This is a genomic window from Citrobacter tructae (assembly GCF_004684345.1).
In the GTDB taxonomy this organism is placed as follows: Bacteria; Pseudomonadota; Gammaproteobacteria; order Enterobacterales; family Enterobacteriaceae; genus Citrobacter; species Citrobacter tructae.
Genome location: NZ_CP038469.1, coordinates 3,778,641 through 3,799,216, shown reverse-complemented (window position 1 = coordinate 3,799,216; position 20,576 = coordinate 3,778,641). Strand labels below are relative to the sequence as shown.

General features: G+C 52.4%; 20 protein-coding genes. 6 read left to right on the top strand and 14 right to left on the bottom strand.

Going from position 1 to position 20,576, the window contains the following annotated elements:
- Positions 1-91: 91 nt before the first annotated feature.
- Entirely contained in the window at positions 92-664 is a 573-nt protein-coding gene (gene ppiA / locus E4Z61_RS18775; protein ID WP_135324073.1) for a peptidylprolyl isomerase A, read from the bottom strand.
- A gap of 347 nt (positions 665-1,011) precedes the next feature.
- Here ppiA and tsgA point away from each other — a divergent pair, with 347 nt between their 5' ends.
- From tsgA to E4Z61_RS18745, 6 genes are all read left to right on the top strand, one after another.
- Positions 1,012-2,193: an MFS transporter TsgA gene (tsgA, locus tag E4Z61_RS18770; RefSeq protein ID WP_135324072.1), complete on the top strand. Its 1,182-nt coding sequence runs from the start codon at positions 1,012-1,014 to the stop codon at positions 2,191-2,193.
- A 273-nt stretch (positions 2,194-2,466) separates the two neighbouring features.
- A complete protein-coding gene (gene nirB, locus E4Z61_RS18765; protein WP_135324071.1) occupies positions 2,467-5,010 on the top strand; it encodes an NADPH-nitrite reductase large subunit in 2,544 nt (847 codons plus the stop codon).
- Positions 5,007-5,333 carry a nitrite reductase small subunit NirD gene (gene nirD, locus E4Z61_RS18760; protein WP_005121659.1) on the top strand — a complete coding sequence of 109 codons (327 nt, stop codon included), beginning with the start codon at positions 5,007-5,009 and terminating at the stop codon, positions 5,331-5,333. The genes nirB and nirD overlap by 4 nt, the downstream gene beginning before the upstream one ends.
- A gap of 184 nt (positions 5,334-5,517) precedes the next feature.
- Complete coding sequence (gene nirC / locus E4Z61_RS18755; RefSeq protein ID WP_135324070.1) at positions 5,518-6,327, top strand: nitrite transporter NirC; 810 nt, start codon at positions 5,518-5,520, stop codon at positions 6,325-6,327.
- Between the two features lie 11 nt (positions 6,328-6,338).
- Positions 6,339-7,712 carry a siroheme synthase CysG gene (cysG, locus tag E4Z61_RS18750; protein WP_135324069.1) on the top strand — a complete coding sequence of 458 codons (1,374 nt, stop codon included), beginning with the start codon at positions 6,339-6,341 and terminating at the stop codon, positions 7,710-7,712.
- A gap of 284 nt (positions 7,713-7,996) precedes the next feature.
- Complete coding sequence (locus E4Z61_RS18745) at positions 7,997-8,167, top strand: YhfL family protein (protein ID WP_135324068.1); 171 nt, start codon at positions 7,997-7,999, stop codon at positions 8,165-8,167.
- 61 nt (positions 8,168-8,228) lie between these two features.
- Here the strand turns inward: E4Z61_RS18745 and E4Z61_RS18740 are convergent, their stop codons facing one another.
- From E4Z61_RS18740 to damX, 13 genes are all read right to left on the bottom strand, one after another.
- On the bottom strand, positions 8,229-9,329 hold the full coding sequence (locus tag E4Z61_RS18740; protein ID WP_135324067.1) for an aminotransferase class V-fold PLP-dependent enzyme: 1,101 nt from the start codon (positions 9,327-9,329) through the stop codon (positions 8,229-8,231).
- A gap of 13 nt (positions 9,330-9,342) precedes the next feature.
- The gene (locus E4Z61_RS18735; RefSeq protein ID WP_135324066.1) at positions 9,343-10,647 is read right to left on the bottom strand and encodes a YhfT family protein; all 1,305 of its coding nucleotides are present in this window, start codon (positions 10,645-10,647) and stop codon (positions 9,343-9,345) included.
- 11 nt (positions 10,648-10,658) lie between these two features.
- Entirely contained in the window at positions 10,659-11,012 is a 354-nt protein-coding gene (locus E4Z61_RS18730) for a DUF2620 domain-containing protein (protein ID WP_135324065.1), read from the bottom strand.
- 10 nt (positions 11,013-11,022) lie between these two features.
- Positions 11,023-11,901 (bottom strand): phosphotriesterase-related protein, encoded by an 879-nt coding sequence (locus tag E4Z61_RS18725; protein ID WP_135324064.1) that lies wholly within the window; start codon positions 11,899-11,901, stop codon positions 11,023-11,025.
- Entirely contained in the window at positions 11,898-13,124 is a 1,227-nt protein-coding gene (locus E4Z61_RS18720) for a phosphopentomutase (RefSeq protein WP_135324063.1), read from the bottom strand. Before E4Z61_RS18720 ends, E4Z61_RS18725 begins: the two co-directional genes overlap by 4 nt.
- Positions 13,124-14,287: a YhfX family PLP-dependent enzyme gene (locus tag E4Z61_RS18715; RefSeq protein ID WP_135324062.1), complete on the bottom strand. Its 1,164-nt coding sequence runs from the start codon at positions 14,285-14,287 to the stop codon at positions 13,124-13,126. The genes E4Z61_RS18720 and E4Z61_RS18715 overlap by 1 nt, the downstream gene beginning before the upstream one ends.
- Before the next feature lie 83 nt (positions 14,288-14,370).
- Positions 14,371-14,733: a PRD domain-containing protein gene (locus E4Z61_RS18710; RefSeq protein ID WP_135324061.1), complete on the bottom strand. Its 363-nt coding sequence runs from the start codon at positions 14,731-14,733 to the stop codon at positions 14,371-14,373.
- Positions 14,734-14,748: 15 nt separating this feature from the next.
- Positions 14,749-15,654, bottom strand: coding sequence for a GntR family transcriptional regulator YhfZ (yhfZ, locus tag E4Z61_RS18705; protein ID WP_135324060.1), 906 nt, complete (start codon positions 15,652-15,654; stop codon positions 14,749-14,751).
- A 163-nt stretch (positions 15,655-15,817) separates the two neighbouring features.
- Positions 15,818-16,822 (bottom strand): tryptophan--tRNA ligase, encoded by a 1,005-nt coding sequence (gene trpS, locus E4Z61_RS18700; RefSeq protein WP_135324059.1) that lies wholly within the window; start codon positions 16,820-16,822, stop codon positions 15,818-15,820.
- Entirely contained in the window at positions 16,815-17,573 is a 759-nt protein-coding gene (gph, locus tag E4Z61_RS18695) for a phosphoglycolate phosphatase (protein WP_135324058.1), read from the bottom strand. The genes trpS and gph overlap by 8 nt, the downstream gene beginning before the upstream one ends.
- Positions 17,566-18,243, bottom strand: a complete 678-nt coding sequence (gene rpe, locus E4Z61_RS18690; protein ID WP_135324057.1) for a ribulose-phosphate 3-epimerase — start codon at positions 18,241-18,243, stop codon at positions 17,566-17,568. Before rpe ends, gph begins: the two co-directional genes overlap by 8 nt.
- 17 nt (positions 18,244-18,260) lie before the next feature.
- A complete protein-coding gene (gene dam / locus E4Z61_RS18685; RefSeq protein WP_135324056.1) occupies positions 18,261-19,097 on the bottom strand; it encodes an adenine-specific DNA-methyltransferase in 837 nt (278 codons plus the stop codon).
- 117 nt (positions 19,098-19,214) lie between these two features.
- Positions 19,215-20,513 carry a cell division protein DamX gene (gene damX / locus E4Z61_RS18680; protein ID WP_135324055.1) on the bottom strand — a complete coding sequence of 433 codons (1,299 nt, stop codon included), beginning with the start codon at positions 20,511-20,513 and terminating at the stop codon, positions 19,215-19,217.
- Positions 20,514-20,576: the final 63 nt, after the last annotated feature.

Here is a 20,576-nt window from a genome sequence, read left to right as displayed (position 1 = left end):
TGCCGGCACTTGCCACAAGTATAAGCAGCAATTTTGGGTTACGCAGAGAAGGGAGAGAACGCGGGCAGGAACCGCCCGCGCAAAAATACGATTACGGCAGGACTTTCGCAGACAAGATAACAATCGGTTTGGACGGGACGTTCTGGTAAGGACCCACATCGTGCGTCGGAACTTGGGCTATCTTATCCGCGACATCCATCCCTTTCACCACTTTACCAAAGACGGCATAGCCGAAGTCACGCTGACCGTGATCGAGGAAAGCGTTGTCCGCAATGTTAATAAAGAACTGGCTGGTCGCGCTGTCTTTGTCTGCTGTCCGTGCCATGGCAATGGTGCCACGGGTATTGCGCAGTCCGTTATCGGCTTCATTTTTAATTGGCGGGTTAGGCTTCTTCTGCTGCATCTGCTCGGTAAAACCGCCACCCTGCACCATAAAACCCGGGATCACACGGTGAAACGTGGTGTTGTTATAGAAACCATTGTTTACATAATCGACAAAATTTTGTACTGAAACCGGGGCTTTTTGGCTATTCAGCTCCAGCTCAATGTTACCGGCAGAGGTTGTCAGCAGAACACGGGGGTCACCTTTCGCTGCCAGTGCTGCGGGAGAGAGGGCAGAAAGGGCGAGAACAGCTGCAACAGCCGCCAGAGTCGATTTGAGCATGAGAATTCCTTAACAAGAGCAGAAATGAAGCAAGTGAATTGATTCTAAAGAGCCTTCCATGACAAGGCCATCCCTTTACTTAATTTTACGTATCTGAAACAAATGTAACTCGACGTGCTATGTAGCTGCATTATGAATCTTGGTGATCTAGATCACATTAAAAAATGTAACATTCACGGCGCGCATCAATAAACATTTAAATGCATCACTAAAACGCCTAAAATCCGCCCGTTCATCGCGCTGTCAATGCGCTTTACTTCCATATACACAAAAGTGTTCATGATGTCTCACGGCAAAAGCCGGAAGGCAGCGTGAAGAACGCGATGTGTATCTTATACAGGCCAGTCATGACTAACAGCAATCGCATCAAGCTCACATGGATTAGCTTTCTCTCCTACGCCCTGACCGGCGCGTTGGTAATTGTCACCGGGATGGTGATGGGAAACATCGCAGACTATTTCCATTTGCCCGTTTCCAGTATGAGTAACACTTTCACCTTCCTGAATGCCGGTATTCTGATCTCTATTTTTCTGAATGCCTGGCTGATGGAAATTGTCCCGTTGAAAACGCAGCTGCGCTTTGGCTTTATCCTGATGCTGCTGGCAGTCGCCGGACTGATGCTCAGCCATAGTCTGGCGCTGTTCTCTGCCGCCATGTTTGTGCTGGGCGTCGTCAGCGGTATCACCATGTCGATTGGTACTTTCCTGGTCACCCAGATGTATGAAGGTCGCCAGCGCGGTTCCCGCCTGCTGTTTACCGACTCCTTCTTCAGCATGGCCGGTATGATTTTCCCGATGGTTGCGGCGTACCTGCTGGCGCGCAGCATTGAATGGTACTGGGTCTACGCCTGTATTGGTCTGGTGTACGTCGCCATTTTCCTGCTGACTTTTGGCTGTGAGTTCCCGGCGCTGGGTAAACACGCGCAGCAGCCGGAAACGCCGGTGGTGAAAGAGAAGTGGGGCATTGGCGTGCTGTTTTTGTCCATCGCCGCGCTGTGCTACATCCTCGGTCAGCTTGGTTTTATCTCCTGGGTGCCAGAATACGCCAAAAGCCTCGGCATGAGCCTGAACGATGCAGGTAAACTGGTCAGCGATTTCTGGATGTCTTACATGGTCGGCATGTGGGCGTTTAGCTTTATCCTGCGCTTCTTTGATTTGCAGCGCATTCTGACTGTACTGGCCGGTCTGGCAACTGTGCTTATGTATCTGTTCATCACCGGCACGCCAGAGCATATGCCGTGGTTTATTCTGACACTGGGCTTCTTCTCCAGCGCAATTTATACCACCATTATCACCCTCGGCTCCCAGCAAACCAAAGTGGCCTCACCGAAGCTGGTTAACTTTGTGCTGACCTGCGGCACCATTGGGACCATGTTGACCTTTGTGGTTACCGGCCCCATCGTCGCCCACAGTGGCCCCCTGGCTGCATTACAAACCGCTAATGGACTGTATGCTGTGGTGTTCGTGATGTGCTTTATCCTTGGGTTTGTCACGCGTCATCGCCAGCATAACGCACCGGCTGCGCATTAAACCTGAATGCCGGATAACGACTCCGTCTTATCCGGCATTTTATCATTCCCCTTCCTTCCCCTTAGTTTGTAGGCCTACACACGCTAAAACCCTTTAATTTGTACGCTAATTGTACAAACATGAAAAGCCTGTCAATTCCGTGACTTATAAAAACGCTGACAAATCAGTTATATACCTCTTAAGGAGTATATAAGGGCGAAATTGATTTGTATCAATAAGCGGGGTTGCTGAATCGTTAAGGTAGGCAGTAATAGAAAAGAAATCGAGGCAAAAATGAGCAAAGTCAGACTCGCTATTATCGGTAATGGTATGGTCGGCCATCGCTTTATTGAGGATCTTCTTGATAAATCCGAGGCAGACAAGTTTGATATTACCGTCTTCTGTGAAGAACCCCGCAAAGCATACGACCGCGTACACCTGTCTTCTTACTTCTCTCACCACACCGCTGAAGAGCTGTCGCTGGTGCGTGAAGGCTTCTACGAGAAGCACGGCGTTAAGGTATTAGTCGGCGAACGCGCGATTACCATCAACCGCCAGGAGAAGGTGATCCACTCCAGCGCTGGTCGTACGGTCTATTACGATAAGCTGATCATGGCAACCGGTTCCTACCCGTGGATCCCGCCGATTAAAGGTTCGGAAACCCAGGACTGTTTCGTTTACCGTACCATTGAAGACCTCAACGCCATTGAGTCTTGCGCTCGTCGCAGTAAGCGCGGCGCGGTTGTCGGTGGTGGCCTGCTGGGTCTGGAAGCCGCAGGTGCCCTGAAAAGCTTAGGCGTTGAAACCCACGTGATTGAATTCGCTCCAATGCTGATGGCTGAACAGCTGGACCATATGGGTGGCGAGCAGTTACGTCGCAAAATTGAAAGCATGGGTGTGCGTGTGCACACCAGCAAAAACACCAAAGAGATCGTCCAGCAAGGCAACGAAGCGCGTAAAACCATGCGCTTTGCCGACGGCAGCGAACTGGAAGTGGACTTCATTGTCTTCTCCACCGGTATTCGCCCGCGCGATAAACTGGCAACCCAGTGCGGCCTTGATGTGGCGCAGCGCGGCGGTATCGTGATTAACGACGCCTGCCAGACCTCTGACCCGGATATCTACGCCATCGGCGAATGCGCCAGCTGGAATGACCGCGTGTATGGCCTGGTTGCGCCGGGATACAAAATGGCGCAGGTCGCTGTTGACCATATTCTCGGTAGCGAAAATGCCTTCGAAGGCGCGGATCTGAGCGCCAAGCTGAAGCTGCTGGGTGTGGATGTTGGCGGTATCGGCGACGCACATGCGCGTACGCCGGGTGCCCGTAGCTACGTTTACCTCGACGAAAGCAAAGAAGTCTACAAACGCCTGATTGTCAGCGAAGATAACAAAACGCTGTTAGGCGCGGTTCTGGTGGGTGACACCAGCGATTTCGGCAACTTGCTACAGCTGGTACTGAACGCCATCGAACTGCCGGAAAATCCGGATTCACTGATCCTGCCAGCGCACGCGGGCAGCGGTAAACCGTCCATCGGTGTGGATAAACTGCCGGACAGCGCGCAAATTTGTTCCTGCTTCGACGTCACCAAAGGCATGCTGGTCGCTGCTATCAACAAAGGCTGCCACACCGTTGCGGCCCTGAAAGCCGAAACCAAAGCCGGTACCGGCTGCGGCGGTTGTATCCCGCTAGTCACTCAGGTTTTGAACGCGGAACTGGCGAAACAGGGCATCGAAGTTAACAACAACCTGTGCGATCACTTCCCGTACTCGCGTCAGGAACTGTTCCATCTCATCCGCGTGGAAGGCATTAAAACCTTCGAAGAGCTGCTGGCAAAACACGGTAAAGGTTACGGCTGTGAAGTATGTAAACCGACCGTCGGTTCCCTGCTGGCCTCCTGCTGGAATGAATACATCCTCAAGCCGCAGCACACGCCGTTACAGGATACCAACGACAACTTCCTGGCGAACATCCAGAAAGACGGTACTTACTCCGTCATTCCACGTTCTGCTGGTGGTGAAATCACCCCGGAAGGTCTGGTTGCCGTGGGCCGTATCGCCCGTGAATTCAACCTGTATACCAAGATTACCGGCTCTCAGCGTATTGGCCTGTTCGGCGCGCAAAAAGATGACCTGCCGGAAATCTGGCGTCAGCTGATTGAAGCGGGCTTCGAAACCGGTCATGCGTATGCGAAAGCACTGCGTATGGCAAAAACCTGCGTAGGCAGCACCTGGTGCCGTTATGGCGTCGGCGACAGCGTAGGCTTCGGCGTAGAGTTGGAAAACCGCTACAAGGGCATTCGTACGCCGCACAAAATGAAGTTTGGTGTCTCTGGTTGTACCCGAGAGTGCGCTGAAGCCCAGGGTAAAGACGTGGGTATCATCGCCACTGAAAAAGGCTGGAACCTATACGTTTGCGGTAACGGCGGGATGAAACCACGCCACGCCGATCTGCTGGCGGCGGATCTCGACCGTGAAACACTGATGAAATACCTTGACCGCTTTATGATGTTCTACATCCGTACTGCGGACAAACTGACCCGTACCGCACCGTGGTTAGATAACCTGGAAGGCGGTATCGAGTACCTGAAGTCCGTCATCATTGACGACAAATTGGGCCTGAACGAACATCTGGAAGAAGAGATGGCGCGTCTGCGTGAAGCAGTGGTCTGCGAGTGGACGGAAACCGTCAACACCCCGTCTGCACAGGTTCGCTTCAAGCACTTTATCAATAGCGAACAACGCGACCCGAATGTCCAGGTTGTGCCTGAACGTGAACAACATCGCCCGGCTACGCCGTATGAGCGTATCCCGGTCACTCTGGTGGAGGAAAACGCATGAGCCAGTGGAAAAACATCTGCAAAATCGATGACATTCTGCCTGCAACAGGCGTCTGCGCCCTGTTAGGTACAGAGCAGGTTGCTATTTTCCGCCCGTATCACAGCGATCAGGTGTTTGCGATCAGCAACATCGATCCGTTCTTTGAGTCCAGCGTGCTTTCTCGTGGACTGATTGCTGAGCATCAGGGCGAGTTGTGGGTCGCCAGTCCGCTGAAAAAACAGCGCTTTCGTTTAAGCGACGGCTTGTGCATGGAAGATGAACAATTCTCCGTGAAACATTACGAAGCGCGAGTGAAAGACGGCACGGTGCAACTGCGCGGTTAACACATTTTTGGGAGGCGCAACGCCTCCCCTTTTTTGAATTTTTTTTCATTTTAATTGTTATCACAAAATCATTTGTGCTGCATCGCGGTGGCAACTGAGCAAATCTCAAAAGTGACTGGGGAATGCCAGAACAGCCAACAAAGAGGCAGAGCAAAGGATTAAGTGAGAAAAGGATAATCAACACATGTTCACAGACACTATTAATAAGTGTGCGGCTAACGCTGCGCGCATCGCACGCCTGTCGGCTAATAACCCGCTCGGGTTCTGGGTCAGCTCCGCTATGGCAGGGGCCTATGTTGGCCTTGGCATCATCCTTATTTTCACGCTCGGTAATCTGCTTGACCCGTCCGTGCGTCCGCTGGTGATGGGTGCAACCTTTGGTATTGCATTGACGCTGGTAATTATTGCCGGATCGGAACTGTTCACTGGGCACACCATGTTCCTGACGCTCGGTGTGAAAGCGGGCACCATCAGCCATGGTCAGATGTGGGCAATTTTGCCGCAAACCTGGCTGGGAAATCTGGTTGGTTCCGTGTTCGTCGCCCTGCTGTACAGCTGGGGTGGCGGTAGCTTGTTACCGATCGATACCAGTATTGTACATACGGTTGCACTGGCGAAAACCACTGCACCTGCCAGCGTACTTTTCTTTAAAGGCGCGCTGTGTAACTGGCTGGTTTGCCTGGCAATCTGGATGGCAATTCGTACCGAAGGTGCCGCGAAATTTCTCGCTATCTGGTGGTGCCTGCTGGCGTTTATCGCTTCCGGTTATGAGCACTCCGTTGCCAATATGACGCTGTTTGCCCTTTCCTGGTTCGGCCATCACAGCGATGCCTATACCCTGACCGGAATCGGTCGCAATCTGTTGTGGGTAACACTCGGTAATACTTTGTCCGGTGTCGTATTCATGGGGTTGGGTTATTGGTATGCTACGCCAAAATCGGAGCGCCCAGCTCCGCAAAAAATCAACCAGCCTGAGGCTGCTACCAATAATTAAGGGGTAATGTCGTGGATCATTTGCCTATATTTTGTCAACTACGTGACCGCGACTGCCTGATCGTCGGCGGTGGTGATGTCGCAGAACGCAAAGCGCGGTTACTGCTGGAAGCGGGCGCCCGTTTAACGGTTAATGCGCTGGCGTTTATTCCGCAGTTCACCGTATGGGCAAATGAAGGCATGCTGACGCTGGTTGAAGGGCCGTTTGATGAAGCTCTGCTCGACACCTGCTGGCTGGCTATTGCCGCCACCGATGACGATGTCGTCAACCAAAGCGTCAGTACCGCCGCTGAGTCACGCCGTATCTTCTGTAACGTGGTCGATGCACCAAAAGCGGCCAGTTTCATCATGCCTTCCATTATTGACCGTTCGCCGCTGATGGTGGCGGTCTCCTCTGGCGGTACTTCGCCTGTTCTGGCTCGTCTGCTACGTGAAAGACTCGAATCCATGCTGCCTCAGCATCTGGGTCAGGTCGCGCAGTATGCAGGCCAGTTACGTTCCCGGGTGAAAAAGCAGTTCGCCAGCATGGGTGAGCGTCGCCGCTTCTGGGAGAAACTGTTCGTTAACGATCGTCTGGCGCAGTCTCTGGCAAATAACGATCGGCAAGCAGTAGAAGAAACCACTGAGCAGATGCTCAGCGAACCGCTGGATCATCGTGGCGAAGTGGTACTGGTTGGCGCCGGTCCAGGTGATGCCGGACTGCTGACGCTGAAAGGGCTACAACAGATCCAGCAGGCCGATGTCGTGGTGTATGACCGTCTGGTTTCTGACGACATCATGAATCTTGTGCGCCGCGATGCAGACCGTATTTTCGTGGGTAAGCGCGCGGGTTATCACTGCGTACCGCAAGAGGAGATCAACCAGATCCTGCTGAACGAAGCGCAACAGGGTAAACGCGTGGTGCGCCTGAAAGGCGGCGACCCGTTCATCTTTGGACGCGGGGGTGAAGAGCTGGAAACCCTGTGCCATGCAGGTATCCCGTTCTCTGTGGTGCCAGGCATTACTGCAGCTTCCGGCTGTTCTGCTTATTCAGGTATTCCATTGACCCATCGTGATTACGCCCAGAGCGTACGCCTGGTGACTGGGCACCTGAAAACCGGCGGAGAACTGGACTGGGAAAACCTGGCGGCTGAAAAACAGACACTGGTGTTCTATATGGGGCTGAATCAGGCGGCCACCATCCAGCAAAAGCTGATCGAGTTTGGCATGCCAGCAGACATGCCGGTTGCGCTGGTAGAAAATGGGACGTCCGTGAAACAGCGCGTTGTCAACGGCGTACTGACGCAACTCGGTGAACTGGCCCAACAGGTTGAAAGTCCGGCGCTGATTATCGTCGGTCGCGTGGTTGGACTACGCGATAAGCTGAACTGGTTCTCGAATCATTAACAGAGCCCCAGATAATGCCCTGATATTCAGGGCATTTATTTATAGTGCAGAAACATAAATACAAAATAAAAATTAACACACTCCATATATCCACCGCAATAATCTGTCCATTAATTATTAGAACAAGACTAATTCTATAAAACTTTAATTCATTGAATATATAATTCACACAAACATTATTATGTCTTTATCCGGACTACTTAAAGTTTTAATTAGTTGATATCTTAGGATTCGAGAAATTGGTTTCGTCCATTTAAAAATAGATATCTAATAAGGATTTTGACATGTTTAAATTTGCAAAAATCACCATTATTGCAGGGATTCTGGCAACGCTGACTGCATGTACTGGTCATATCGAAAACACAAAAAACAACTGTAGCTACGATTATTTATTCCATCCAGCAATTTCAATTTCTAAAATTATTGGTGGCTGCGGTCCAGCGGCAAATCAATAATAGAATCGATTGTGCCGATACAAAAAAACCGGGAATTTCCCGGTTTTTTGCATTTGATATATCATTCTCTATCACTCGTACTTTGTCTTACGCTTTCTCGCAAAATACGCAGCACGGTTTCTTCTCCGCTACGGTTTGGATTAATACGAATCGCGTAATCACCTAGTAACGGATTCGCTTCACGGAAGGTCCCGGAGAGACGATAAAACAGCGGCGGGATTTCATATTTCGACTCCGCCCCTACCGGATACGGTAGCGCGCCGCGCTTATGTGCCTCTTCCAGCACACTGGCGGCAATTGGCTGGTGAAACTCAACGATCAGCACCTTCGACTGGGCATTGGCGATAACCACTTTTTTCACCTCGGGTATCGCTCCGCTATCAAGCAGACTCAGCAGGCGCTCAGAAACGCCAGCCTGCACCGCATGCATCACCGGAGCGAAAACCAGACCGCGGAGTGCCTCCAGCGCCAGTGAACCCTGAATCTGACTGCCGCCGGAATAGAGGGTCGCACGAATTCTGGCGATAGTTTCCGCCTTACCAACAACTACCCCAACCCCTTCCGGGCCAAAGAGTTTAAAACAGGAAAAGGTAGACAGCGTCGCCCCACATTCACAGCCAATATGCTCAACTTTCATCACCGCGTAGTTATCATCGGTTAACGTCGGCACGTCACACCGTGTAATTTCCGCCAGCACCTCGGCTAAAATATAGCTGTCCTGTGGTTGTTGGCGCGTATGTTGCACCAGCGCAGCATCGGGGCGGTGCACTGTGATAGCCCGCCTAATCGCCGAAAGATCGTTGAAATCAGCCCTGACCAGCACGATCCCCATCTGCTCGATAAGTACCTGCGTGGTGGGATAAACAGGCGCATCGTGAACCAACAACCTCTGACCAGGTTTAAGCAATGCCGCCAGTCCAGCGCGAATAGCCCCGGTACCCGCGCCCTGAACCAGAACCGCCGCCTCGGCATGAAAGACATCTGCCAACACTTTTTCCACGCGCTGCGTTACCCGGGGCTGGTTCAGCCCCGGTACCAGTCCCAAATCGCCGCCAGCCAGAAAATCAGCACCTGGGAAGTGACGACAGAGCGTATCCACCAGCGCAAACTGCTTCTGCTGCGCTTCTGTAAGCGTCAGGCTTTGCAAGGGGAACGTCTTCATTTTTTACACCTCCTCAGGCCGGGACAAACAGCCCGCACCAATAGAGAATATTCAACAGAATACCGGTGATCATCACTGCTACTACCGGTGCTGCCATCTTCTGCACCGGGCGTCCAATTGATTCGTTGAGGAAATAAATGGCAACCGCAATAGAGAATCCGGTATAGCCTGCCATCTTGATTGCGGCAAAAATCGAACCGATCAGCAGCGCCATTTCCATCAGCATATTCATCGCATTACGAATATTGTCCGACGCGTTGCGTATTGACGGATAGCGACCCAGCCATTTACCAATGGAGCGTAACAGCAGCACTTCCGCTGAAATCACTACGGCGCCAAGGATAGCCGCAATCCACGGATTCGGCGCCAGATAGCCAACTGAATAAACAAAGGTAAAACCAGCTACCGCGTAAACCCCCGTCGCCAGCGCGGTGGTGGCAATCAGCGGCACAAAACCCAGCCCGCGCATAAACTCCGCCAGCGCCGCCTGATTCACCAGCGTTTGCGACTGTTCCGGCGTTATCCCCGCCGAGTAGGCTTTTTCCAGCGTAAAGATAGATACTTCGCTACCTGCAAATATCTTCATACTGGCGACAGCGGCGATCAGCGCACCAACAATGGCGATATAAGGCAGATTTTTAATGATTCGCGAGGTTCGTTCCTCAAACACTGATAGCCCACTGGCATCCATCTCCTCATCACCGCGGTGGCGTATGTCGTGGAAAATAGCAATCGCCAGCAGCATGACCATCCCAATGAAAATCTCGATTGATTCCGGATTTAGGTGTGGGAAGAAACGAACGACAGCCACGCGAGTCATCAACACCACAAAGGCAGCAACCAGGCTGTGCTTCCAGCCAAACTGATAGAAAATCGCCACCAGAGGAAAGAGCGCAAATGCCGCTACCACCGGAGAACTCAACTCCCCGAGGCTACCCAACACATCTACGGGTAATGCCGTCAGTAACTGGTTCACCGGGAGTAGACAGGTCAGGATCAATACGCCCCAGATAGCCCCCAGACCAAACGCCAGCAGGCTATTAACCGCCAGCACGCCGAGAATATCCGTTGGCAGAAACAACAGCCACGCATTAAGCAGCCCAGTTTTCAGGGTGAACGAGATCCCGACGGAGGCAACAAAACCAATACTCAGACCAAACGCGATACTCCCCGCCTCACGGCGGTTCATATTCCCCTCAATAAGCTGCGGCAGAATAGGACGGATTCCATCATGAAAAACGGCAGCCGACCGATGCGCCAGAAGTGATGTCATGCCGGTCAGACAGGCCACCAGGATAATCTGAATGTACAGATCCATAATAGTGCCTTTTATTTCAGATGGTTAACCAGCATCGGGATCGCATGTTCAACATGTTCGACGGAGAGGCCAAAAGCCACCTTCCCTTCCGCAACCATTTTTGCGATATGTTCGTCTTTCGCCTTAATGCCCGGCTTGGCGATAGTGCAGCTTTTGTTGTAACCAATTACCGCGATGGCAATCGACAATGCGGCACCGGCTCCGGTGTTACAAGCGCCAATGTAGTAGTCCAGCTGCCCGGATTTCACCTTCATTGCCGCGTCCATATCGTTGTGAATTGATACTTCAAAGCAGCCTGGAGCAACCGTTTCGATGGTCTTTTTAATCTGCTCACGCTGTAAGCCAGCAACGCCAATCTTTTTCATGGTTCTATCCTTATTGGAAAAATTGTGAGGGGTTATCACGTAACATCGTGTCCACATCGGCCTGGTCGAATCCTGACTGGCGCAACTGTGGGATAAAAGTCGTTAACAGGTAGTCATAGCCGTTGCCGCCATTGCCTTTTAAATGGGAGCGACGGGTAATATCCATTGAGAGCATCACGCGGTTAAGCAGCCCGCGATCGCGTAGCGCATGCAGCATGCCAATGCGTTTCTCGTCGGGGTAGTAGCTGTTTTTGCCAATGGTGTCGAACTGTACATACGCACCGAGATCGATCATGCGCAGAATGTTGTCGAGGTTATCTTTTAAATCGCAGTGGCCGACAACCACGCGCGCGAGGGAAACTCCCTGAGTTTTCAGCAGCGCCAGTTGCTCCAGCCCCATAGTGCTGAAAGACGTATGCGTCGAGATGGGACGCCCGGTTTCGTTGTGCGCACGTGCGGCAGCGATGAACACCTTCTCCTCAAGCGAGGTGATCACCCCTTCGCTGGAGCCTATCTCCGCGATGATCCCAGCCTTGAGTTCCGTACCATCAATGCCAATGAGGATCTCATCAACCATCTCCTGCGCGAGCTGTTCCACACTTCGGGTCGCCACATGCTCGGGGAAAAACGCATCCTGGTAATAGCCGGTGCAAGCCACCACATTGATCCCCGTATCGCGCATCAGATCGAGCATAAATTGCGGGTTACGTCCCATGTAGCGGTTGGTCATCTCAATAATGTTGCTGACGCCTAACACCCGCAGATCCTTCATCTCCTGACAGATGAGATCGTACTGATCTAACCGGCAGTCGAGATTCCCCTTAAAACCAGAGAGATCGATATGCAGATGCTCGTGGGCATAGGTGTAGCCCGTCGTATCAATGCTCATAAAACATCTCCTGTGAGTCGTAACGCAGAAAGAAAAGAGGTGCCGTTTTGTGGTGGAGGAGCACCGAAAAACTCGCATACCGTCGCACCAACATCCGACAGCGTGGCACGGACACCTAACTGGCCTGGCTCCAGCCCCTGCTGGTACACCAGCACCGGCACAACTTCACGGGTATGATGGCTATGTCCAATGGTGGGATCGTTGCCGTGATCGGCCATGACCACCAGACAATCATGTGGATCCATAGCAGCCAGAAGACGCGAAAGGTTAAGGTCAACAAGTTGCAAACGTTCGGCATAACGTGCGACATCTTCGGCATGTCCGGCGAGATCGGTTTCCTGGATGTTGGTGCAGATGAAAACCGTAGATTCAGTCTGAAACTCATCCAGGGTGATATCCATAATCTGCTGGCTGTCCACCAGGTTTTGCCAGCTACGTCCGTGAGGGTTACTGACGATATCCGCTACTTTGCCAACCAAAACTGTTGGCACCCCGACCTCATGCAACTTTTGTGGAGCCTGTACCTGTTCATCTACGCCGTAACCCATATGCCTGACCTGAAAGCCACTTTCATACGCGCCGGAACGTGGAGCGTTAATGCCGATAAAACGGCCTTCTTTGGTCTCGGCGGCGTCCAGAATGCGCTGGCTGTCATTAAGCAAACCGCCAAATGCGATCACCCGCCCGACCTGTACCTGCTCACGTACTACGCGACCTATTTCCAGCACCTCATCAAATGGGATAGCGGTAAGATTGGCGGTAATGTTGTAGACCTGACCTAAATCCGCTTCGAGATTATCCCCCACAGCTACAGCCTCGTTGACCCATAGAAACGCAAGATCGCCGCCACATCGTTCTACCTGCCAGCCTGCAGTTTTCAGCGCCAGTTCAACACTGTCGATAACCTGACTAAACGGCATCCGCAGCGGCGCTTGTGGCCGTGTACCTAAAATTTCCTGATGCCCCATAAAAGTATCGCCACCTTCATGCTGCAACTCCGCAACGCCCCAGACTGCCGATGCCGAAGGTTTCATCACGCCTGGCGTATAGCCCAACGCATTAATCAATCCCAGTTTTTCGAGGGCCGGGAGGTGTAAATACGGTACTTCAGCAAGAATATGTCCACACGTGTTCGCCCCGGCATCCTGGGGTCTGACCAGCGTTACGTCTTTCATTGCACCGACACCAAAGCTATCGATCACCAACACCACGAATCGGGCCATTACTCCTCCAGTACATTGCCAAGGCTGTCGTAACGGGCGACGATCTCAGCCGCACCGCGCTGGATACCAGACACCAGCACCACGTCGCTGCGCGTCACGAAGATCTGTGTGCGGAAGCAGAACACTACCGCGCTACTCACCGGAAATTCGCCTGCCAGAGGCAGGTAGTAATCGATACTGCTGTCATCCACAGGTTTCAGCGTCGCTGCGATAGGGGCGTCACTCTCTGGCGTGAAGACCAGCGCATTTTGCGCATGGCCGCGACGGTAATAGCCGCCACCATAGCAATAGCTGTCTCCACGGAATTGATGGGAAACCTCGCTCAGCCAGAGCATTGCAATACGTTCAGGTTGATCGCCCTTCTGATTGGAAGGAACGGTTCCGGTCAGCGCATGTCCAGGCTCGGCGTGAGTTACGCCATATTTCGCCAATAACGGTAGCGATGCGCAGCTACTGGCGGAAGGGGCATTGAGTTGTTCAATCTCAACTCCCACCGCCGCTAACTGACGTCGGGCCGCCACCAGGGTGTGCAGATTTGGCGTCGGTACCGTTTCTGCGGATTTCTCATCCCACAGCAGACAGGGGAAATGGGTTAGCCCGCGAAGATGCAGGCCAGGTAAACTACGTATTTCACTCACGACATCGTTCAGACAGGTCAGCGGAAATCCGCTTTCTTGCCCCGGATATAGAAAATCATCTTTATCGTAAACTTTGAGCATGACAGCCTGTTCACGGCCAGCTTTTACCGCCGCAGCGGAAACCTCACGCGCTTTATCCAGCGAAAAAAGAGTAATGACGTCAGTACCCTGAGCCACTGCATCACTAACCTGTCGCGAAGGGATCTGTACGAGATGCCCCTGATGCGCGACCGGTAGCCCCGCACGACGCATGACCCGGCCTTCTTTATAATCCACGACCACAATCCCCGCGTAGCCGAGCTGTAATAACTTTTCCGCCAGCCAGGGATTTCGCCCAACTTGCTTGGTCATTAAATAGAGTGAGATACCGTGTTGTTGCGCCACTTCTAACAGGCGCTTGCCATTCTCAATCACCTGGTCAACATCAATAACCCAACTGTCCGGCGCGATCTTTCCTTCCTGCCACAGGGCAACAGCAGCCGCGATAAGTGCAGGGTTCTGGCGTTTCAATGCATGTATAAACATCTGTATGCCTCGTTTCTAATCCTTCAGCCAAATATTCATTTTTTTGAATATTTAAGGTGCAATACATTGAGATTCCGTTTCTTTCAAACGCCTTCTTCCGCCGCCATCCACAATCCGTACAGATTCGCCAACAGATATCCCTCTTCATTCGCATGCAGCGTAAGCGCAAACTCTTTCAGCAGCCCATGATGCACCAATAAAATAGTTGGCCAGAGATTTGATTGCGCCATTTCAGCCAGCAGTTGGTCATCCAGGGCTTCGATGACTTCCCCCCGACGGCTACGCATCAATGCGCTCGCCATATGGGTCATCGCCATCTCCCCTTGCTCGGTATGGATCGGTAAACGCCACTCTTCATCAAGTTGCTTCACAACCTGCAGCATGCCGCTGCAGATATCCTTGTCGATAACGCCCGCATCACATAGCAGGTTTAACCTTTTTTCCATGACATTCGCCTTAACTTAATAACTGGGTTCCTGCTCGCCATTTGCCACACGTTGCTGGTGAGCAAGCAGTGCTTCTTTGTTGACGACAGCACGGAGCAACTGCTGCATCGGATAATCATCTGTCCGGGTCAGCACCACTGCCTCCGTCGCCTGCAGGAATCGCGGATCGTTGGTCAGCGGAGTGGCTTCCAGCCCTAGTACCGCCAGCTCAGCCTCCGCAACCACGTTCCAGATCACCGCATCCACGTCCCCTTTCGCAATGCGCTGCAAGCTCTCATGGTAAGGCAGGTCAATCAATTCGACATCGTGGCCACCAAAACAGGCTTCGGTCATGATTTTCTGATCCGCCGAGCGGTTATCCAGTCCCACCCGCTTCACGCGTCCGGATTCACCTTTGCGACAGATGAGTTGGTGTTCGCCTACGTAAGTGTGCGGTCCCAGCGCCAGTACGATGCGAAGCCCATTTTGCGCAAGGTAACTTTCCGCCGCCAGACGAGAAACTACCGCCATGTCGTAGACGCCATTGAGCAGGCATTCCACGCGAATATCGGCCCCACGCATGTGTGCGTAATAAAATGGGATCCCGTCGAATTGCGCCTTCAGCCCACTCGCCAGCCCTTCATATAAACGGGTATAGGGCAGCGGCATCGCACAGACCACGTTATTGATATCGACATGCGTCAACAGCGTGCGATTATCCATCTCCACCAGGAAGCTACCGTTACGCCCACGACGCTCAATACGGATCGCTCCTGACGATTCCAGTGTTTTTAGCGCGGCCTGCGTTAATCCCACCGACGAGTGGCATTCGCTCGCCAGTTCATCGATAGTTTTTAAACGGTTACCACACTTTTCACCGAGCAGGTAACGGGCCAGAGTTGTCAGTACAACCCCTTCCTTCTTGATAAATGTCCGACTCATTATATATTTTCAGTAAATTGAATATTTATATCTTCATTAAAGTGAAGATATAACGCAATGGCGAGATACACAAACGGCGAGGCGCTTCACATTTTTTTGTTGTTCGAAAAGCACAGGCGAAAAAAAACCGGGCGTAACCCGGTTCTTAACGACACTGAATGAATTACGGCTTGGCGACAAAACCAATTGCTTCGTATACCGCTTTCAGGGTTTGTGCAGCACGCGCGCTGGCTTTTTCTGCACCGTCTTTCATTACTTTCTGCAGGAAGGCTTCATCGTTACGGAAACGGTGATAACGTTCCTGAAGCTCAGTCAGCATACCGGAAACGGCGTCAGCGACCTCACCCTTCAGGTGGCCATACATCTTGCCTTCAAAGTGCTGCTCCAGTTCTGGAATGCTCTGGCCCGTCACGGCAGAGAGAATATCCAGCAGGTTGGCGACACCCGCTTTATTCTGCACATCGTAGCGTACAACAGGCGGCTCATCGGAATCCGTCATAGCGCGTTTGATCTTCTTCACCACAGATTTCGGATCTTCCAGCAGGCCGATCACGTTGTTGCGGTTATCATCCGACTTAGACATTTTCTTCGTCGGCTCCAGCAGGGACATCACGCGCGCGCCGGACTTCGGAATAAACGGCTCAGGCACTTTGAAGATGTCACCATACAGTGCGTTAAAACGCTGGGCGACGTCACGGCTCAGTTCCAGGTGCTGTTTCTGATCTTCCCCTACCGGTACCAGATTGGTCTGATACAGCAGAATATCGGCAGCCATCAGCACCGGGTAGTCGAACAGACCGGCATTGATGTTTTCAGCGTAACGGGCAGATTTATCTTTGAACTGGGTCATACGGCTCAGTTCGCCGAAATAGGTGTAGCAATTCAGCGCCCAGCCTAACTGTGCATGTTCCGGTACGTGGGACTGAACGAAAATGGTGCTTTTCTCAGGATCGATACCACACGCCAGATACAGCGCCAGCGTATCCAGCGTGGCTTTACGCAATTTCTGCGCGTCCTGGCGGACGGTGATAGCATGCTGGTCCACGATACAGTAGATGCAATGGTAGTCATCCTGCATGTTTACCCATTGACGCAGCGCACCCATATAGTTGCCAATGGTCAATTCACCTGAGGGCTGTGCGCCACTAAAAACGATGGGCTTAGTCATTTTTCAATTCCTGATTTTCGCTATGCGGAAGCCCGAGTGCGGGCAGAAGGTCATTAATGCTGTCGTAAATGACATCTGGCTGGCTGAGGTCGATCCCTTCACCGTAGTTATACCCATACGTGAGGCCAACCGAAGGACAGCCAGCGGCTTTTGCTGCCTGAATATCATTGCGCGAATCACCCACAAAGAGCAATTGTTCAGGCGCGATCCCCATCCGATCAGCCACTAACAGCAGCGGGTCTGGATGCGGTTTTTTGTTTTCCACGTCATCACCGCCGATGACTACGCTAAAATATTTGGCAATGTCCAGTGCATTAAGCAGCGGTGCCACAAACGGCGTCGGCTTGTTGGTCACCAAACCTAACGGCAGGCCTTTCGCATGCAGCGCGCCCAGCGTATCGGCAACGTGTGGGAATAAGAACGTCCCCTCTTCGGCAACGTCACCGTAATAGCGGTCAAATAGCTTACGTAAAATACGCACCTGCTCAACAGCTGGAATATCGTCATCGACGGGCGGTTTGCCCATCGTTTTACGCAGTGTGGCGCGTTCCAGTCGAGCCCAGGTGAGTGCCCGCTCCATCAATACATCCGCGCCATTACCAATCCAGGTAATCACGCGCTCTTCGCCTGCAGTAGGTAATTCCAGCGCGTACAGCGCCATATCCACTGCGGCGGCTAATCCCGGCGCGCTATCAACCAGCGTACCGTCGAGGTCAAAAGCAACGCCCCGAATGTCCTGAAATTTATCCATGACTTACCTTCGCCAGTTCATGGCGCATTTCATCAATGACTTTTTTGTAGTCAGGTTGGTCAAAAATCGCGGAACCCGCGACAAACATATCCGCACCCGCAGCGGCGATTTCGCCGATATTGTTCACCTTGACGCCGCCATCGACTTCCAGGCGAATGTCATAGCCAGACTCATCGATACGGCGACGGACTTCGCGCAATTTTTCCAGCGTTTGCGGAATGAAAGATTGCCCACCAAAACCGGGGTTGACGGACATCAGCAGGATCACATCCAGCTTATCCATGACGTAGTCCAGGTAGCTCAGCGGAGTGGCTGGGTTAAACACCAGACCCGCCTTGCAGCCATTCTCTTTGATCAGCTGTAAAGTACGATCGACGTGTTCGGAGGCTTCCGGATGAAAAGTAATGATACTGGCGCCCGCAGCCGCGAAGTCCGGGATAATACGATCTACCGGCTTCACCATCAGATGCACATCAATAGGGGCGGTGATCCCGTATTTGCGTAGCGATTTCAGTACCATCGGCCCGATAGTCAGGTTAGGTACATAATGGTTGTCCATGACGTCGAAGTGCACGACATCGGCACCGGCGGTCAGGACGCTCGTGGTGTCCTCACCCAGGCGGGCAAAATCAGCCGACAGAATTGAGGGGGCAATCAAATACTGTTTCATCCGCATCTCCTTGAGAATTATTTTTTCGCGGGCGTTACGACTCCTGGTTTGTACAGAGCCAGCAGTTCGTTCACCTTTTTACGTGTGCCGCCGTTGCTGCTTATACTGCGCCGCACTTTGACCTGAAAATGTTTCGCCGCTCGGTACCACTCGCGCGTATCGGGCGTATCATGGTTCGAAATTAACACCGGGATCTGCTTACTGACCAGCTTTTCTGCCATCTCGGCCAGATGCGCCTGCTCTTTCGGGCTAAAGCTATTGGTGTGATACGCGGTGAAATTCGCCGTCGCCGAAAGCGGCGCATAAGGCGGATCACAATAAACCACAGAGTTGATATCAGCACGATCCATGCACTGTTCATAAGAGAGGCAATGAAACTCTGCATTCTGCGCTTTTTCGGCAAAATGATACAACTCTGCTTCCGGGAAGTAGGGTTTTTTATAACGGCCAAACGGCACGTTAAATTCGCCACGGAGGTTATACCGACACAGGCCATTGTAGCCAAAACGGTTCAGGTATAAGAACAGTACCGCGCGTCGGAACGGATCCTGGCTTGCGTTAAATTCTGTCCGAAACTGATAGTACACCTCAGACTGATTGGTCTCAGGGACAAACAGCTCGCGCGAAGCCTGCACATACTCATCGGTACGCGACTTCACGATGTTATAGAGACTGATGAGGTCGCTGTTGATATCGGCAAGAATATAACGAGAAAAGTCGGTGTTAAGGAACACCGACCCGGCACCCACGAAGGGTTCAACAAGACATTCGCCCTGAGGCAAATGCCGTTTTATATCATCAAGCAGGGGGTATTTTCCCCCTGCCCACTTCAGAAAAGCGCGATTTTTTTTCATGCTGACTAACTAATTACACCTTCTCCGGCTGTGGAGAAAGCTCCGACAGCATCCTGCGCTTTAGTCTTTGTCCCGCAATTGGGCGAAACATCGAACCATTGCAGAACATATCCTATCTTACTTCAGATCGGCCTGAACCTGATGCAGCGGTTTCGCCCACGGGTTTTTCGCCTGAATGTCGGCTGGTAACGTAGACACCGCACGTTTTGCATCGTCTTTAGACGCATATACGCCTGTCACCAAAACATACCACGGCTGGCCGTTACGCGTCGTCTGATACACCACATAGTTCTTCAGGTTCTCTTTCTTCGCCCAACCATTCAGGTTGTCGTAGTTAGAAGAACTGCTGAGCTGCAGAGTATAATGACTAGACGGCGCTGATTTTAACGCTCCAACGTTGCCTGCCGTTTTTGCACCGCCAGCAACAGGGGTTGTCGCCGTTGGCGCTGGGGTAGCATTCTGAGCTGGTGTGGTACTCACGGTTGCTTTTGGCTCTGCTGTCGCTTTTGGCGCAGCCGTTGCCGCTGGCGCTTTCGTCGTGGTGACTGGCGCTGTCGGTTCAGTACTCTTCGCCTGAGCAACAGGTTTCGGCTCTGTCGGCGTCGCTTTCACGGTAGTTTGCGGCTTGCTCTTCGGCTCAATAACGGCCTGTTTGCGCTCCGGACGCGTGGTTGCGTGACGCTCAGCAGGCTCAGTTGCTGCAGTCTGACGCGGCGTATTGCCATTGCGAACTGGCGCAACGGTAGCAGGTTCAGTCGGTAGCGTGGAATTCACTACCACGTTGTTAACCTGCTCCTGACCTTGCGGCTGCGTCAGAGCGTTATTCAGCTCGCCCTGAACTTCAACACGCTGTTGGCCTTCTGCGGCAGCAGGTGCTTGCCCTTGAGTCGGCGTAGAGGAAATCGGCGGCAGAGAAACATCCTGCTGCGCATTGCCAGCCGGCTGCACAGCGCCCGCCGCAGGCTGATTTGTACTCGCCTGATCGGTCGCATTACTGCCAGAAAGATCGATGCTCTTCTCGCCAGACGCCGTCTGATCGCTGGAAGAGGGAGATGAGGGGGCTTTCAACGCTGAACCGATGCCGATGATCAACAGCAGCAATACCAGAACGCCCACACCCATCATTATGTATTGGCGAGAAGCAGGTTTGCTGGCGGCTTTCTTACGCTTACGCGGACGGCGTTCTACACGCTCTTCATCCACGGTATCGTCATCAGATTCATAATCTTCTTCAATGTCTTGCTCTTCGTCACGTTCTTTACGCGCGCGCGCTGGACGACGATCGTCAGCATCCAGATCAACATCATCAAAATTGATTTGCGGCTCATTATCGCGTTCAGACGATTGACGAGAACGACCAGTACGACGATCGCTGGGATCGGGTTTCAGCTCGTCTTCTGGTTTGAATTCATCCATTTAACACCCCACTCAAAGGTTAATGCTTACGACTTTGCACATAACCTGAAGCTAAAAGACTTA

Coding starts and splice junctions, on each gene's coding strand:
- E4Z61_RS18740 (WP_135324067.1), bottom strand. CDS start 9,329: ATGAAGACGTTCCCCTTGCAAAGCCTGACGCTTACAGAAGCGCAGCAG.
- E4Z61_RS18720 (WP_135324063.1), bottom strand. CDS start 13,124: ATGGCCCGATTCGTGGTGTTGGTGATCGATAGCTTTGGTGTCGGTGCA.
- yhfZ (WP_135324060.1), bottom strand. CDS start 15,654: ATGAGTCGGACATTTATCAAGAAGGAAGGGGTTGTACTGACAACTCTG.
- dam (WP_135324056.1), bottom strand. CDS start 19,097: ATGAAAAAAAATCGCGCTTTTCTGAAGTGGGCAGGGGGAAAATACCCC.
- rpe (WP_135324057.1), bottom strand. CDS start 18,243: ATGAAACAGTATTTGATTGCCCCCTCAATTCTGTCGGCTGATTTTGCC.
- ppiA (WP_135324073.1), bottom strand. CDS start 664: ATGCTCAAATCGACTCTGGCGGCTGTTGCAGCTGTTCTCGCCCTTTCT.
- trpS (WP_135324059.1), bottom strand. CDS start 16,822: ATGACTAAGCCCATCGTTTTTAGTGGCGCACAGCCCTCAGGTGAATTG.
- E4Z61_RS18745 (WP_135324068.1), top strand. CDS start 7,997: ATGTTTAAATTTGCAAAAATCACCATTATTGCAGGGATTCTGGCAACG.
- nirD (WP_005121659.1), top strand. CDS start 5,007: ATGAGCCAGTGGAAAAACATCTGCAAAATCGATGACATTCTGCCTGCA.
- nirB (WP_135324071.1), top strand. CDS start 2,467: ATGAGCAAAGTCAGACTCGCTATTATCGGTAATGGTATGGTCGGCCAT.
- E4Z61_RS18710 (WP_135324061.1), bottom strand. CDS start 14,733: ATGGAAAAAAGGTTAAACCTGCTATGTGATGCGGGCGTTATCGACAAG.
- E4Z61_RS18735 (WP_135324066.1), bottom strand. CDS start 10,647: ATGGATCTGTACATTCAGATTATCCTGGTGGCCTGTCTGACCGGCATG.
- E4Z61_RS18715 (WP_135324062.1), bottom strand. CDS start 14,287: ATGTTTATACATGCATTGAAACGCCAGAACCCTGCACTTATCGCGGCT.
- E4Z61_RS18725 (WP_135324064.1), bottom strand. CDS start 11,901: ATGAGCATTGATACGACGGGCTACACCTATGCCCACGAGCATCTGCAT.
- nirC (WP_135324070.1), top strand. CDS start 5,518: ATGTTCACAGACACTATTAATAAGTGTGCGGCTAACGCTGCGCGCATC.
- damX (WP_135324055.1), bottom strand. CDS start 20,513: ATGGATGAATTCAAACCAGAAGACGAGCTGAAACCCGATCCCAGCGAT.
- tsgA (WP_135324072.1), top strand. CDS start 1,012: ATGACTAACAGCAATCGCATCAAGCTCACATGGATTAGCTTTCTCTCC.
- gph (WP_135324058.1), bottom strand. CDS start 17,573: ATGGATAAATTTCAGGACATTCGGGGCGTTGCTTTTGACCTCGACGGT.
- E4Z61_RS18730 (WP_135324065.1), bottom strand. CDS start 11,012: ATGAAAAAGATTGGCGTTGCTGGCTTACAGCGTGAGCAGATTAAAAAG.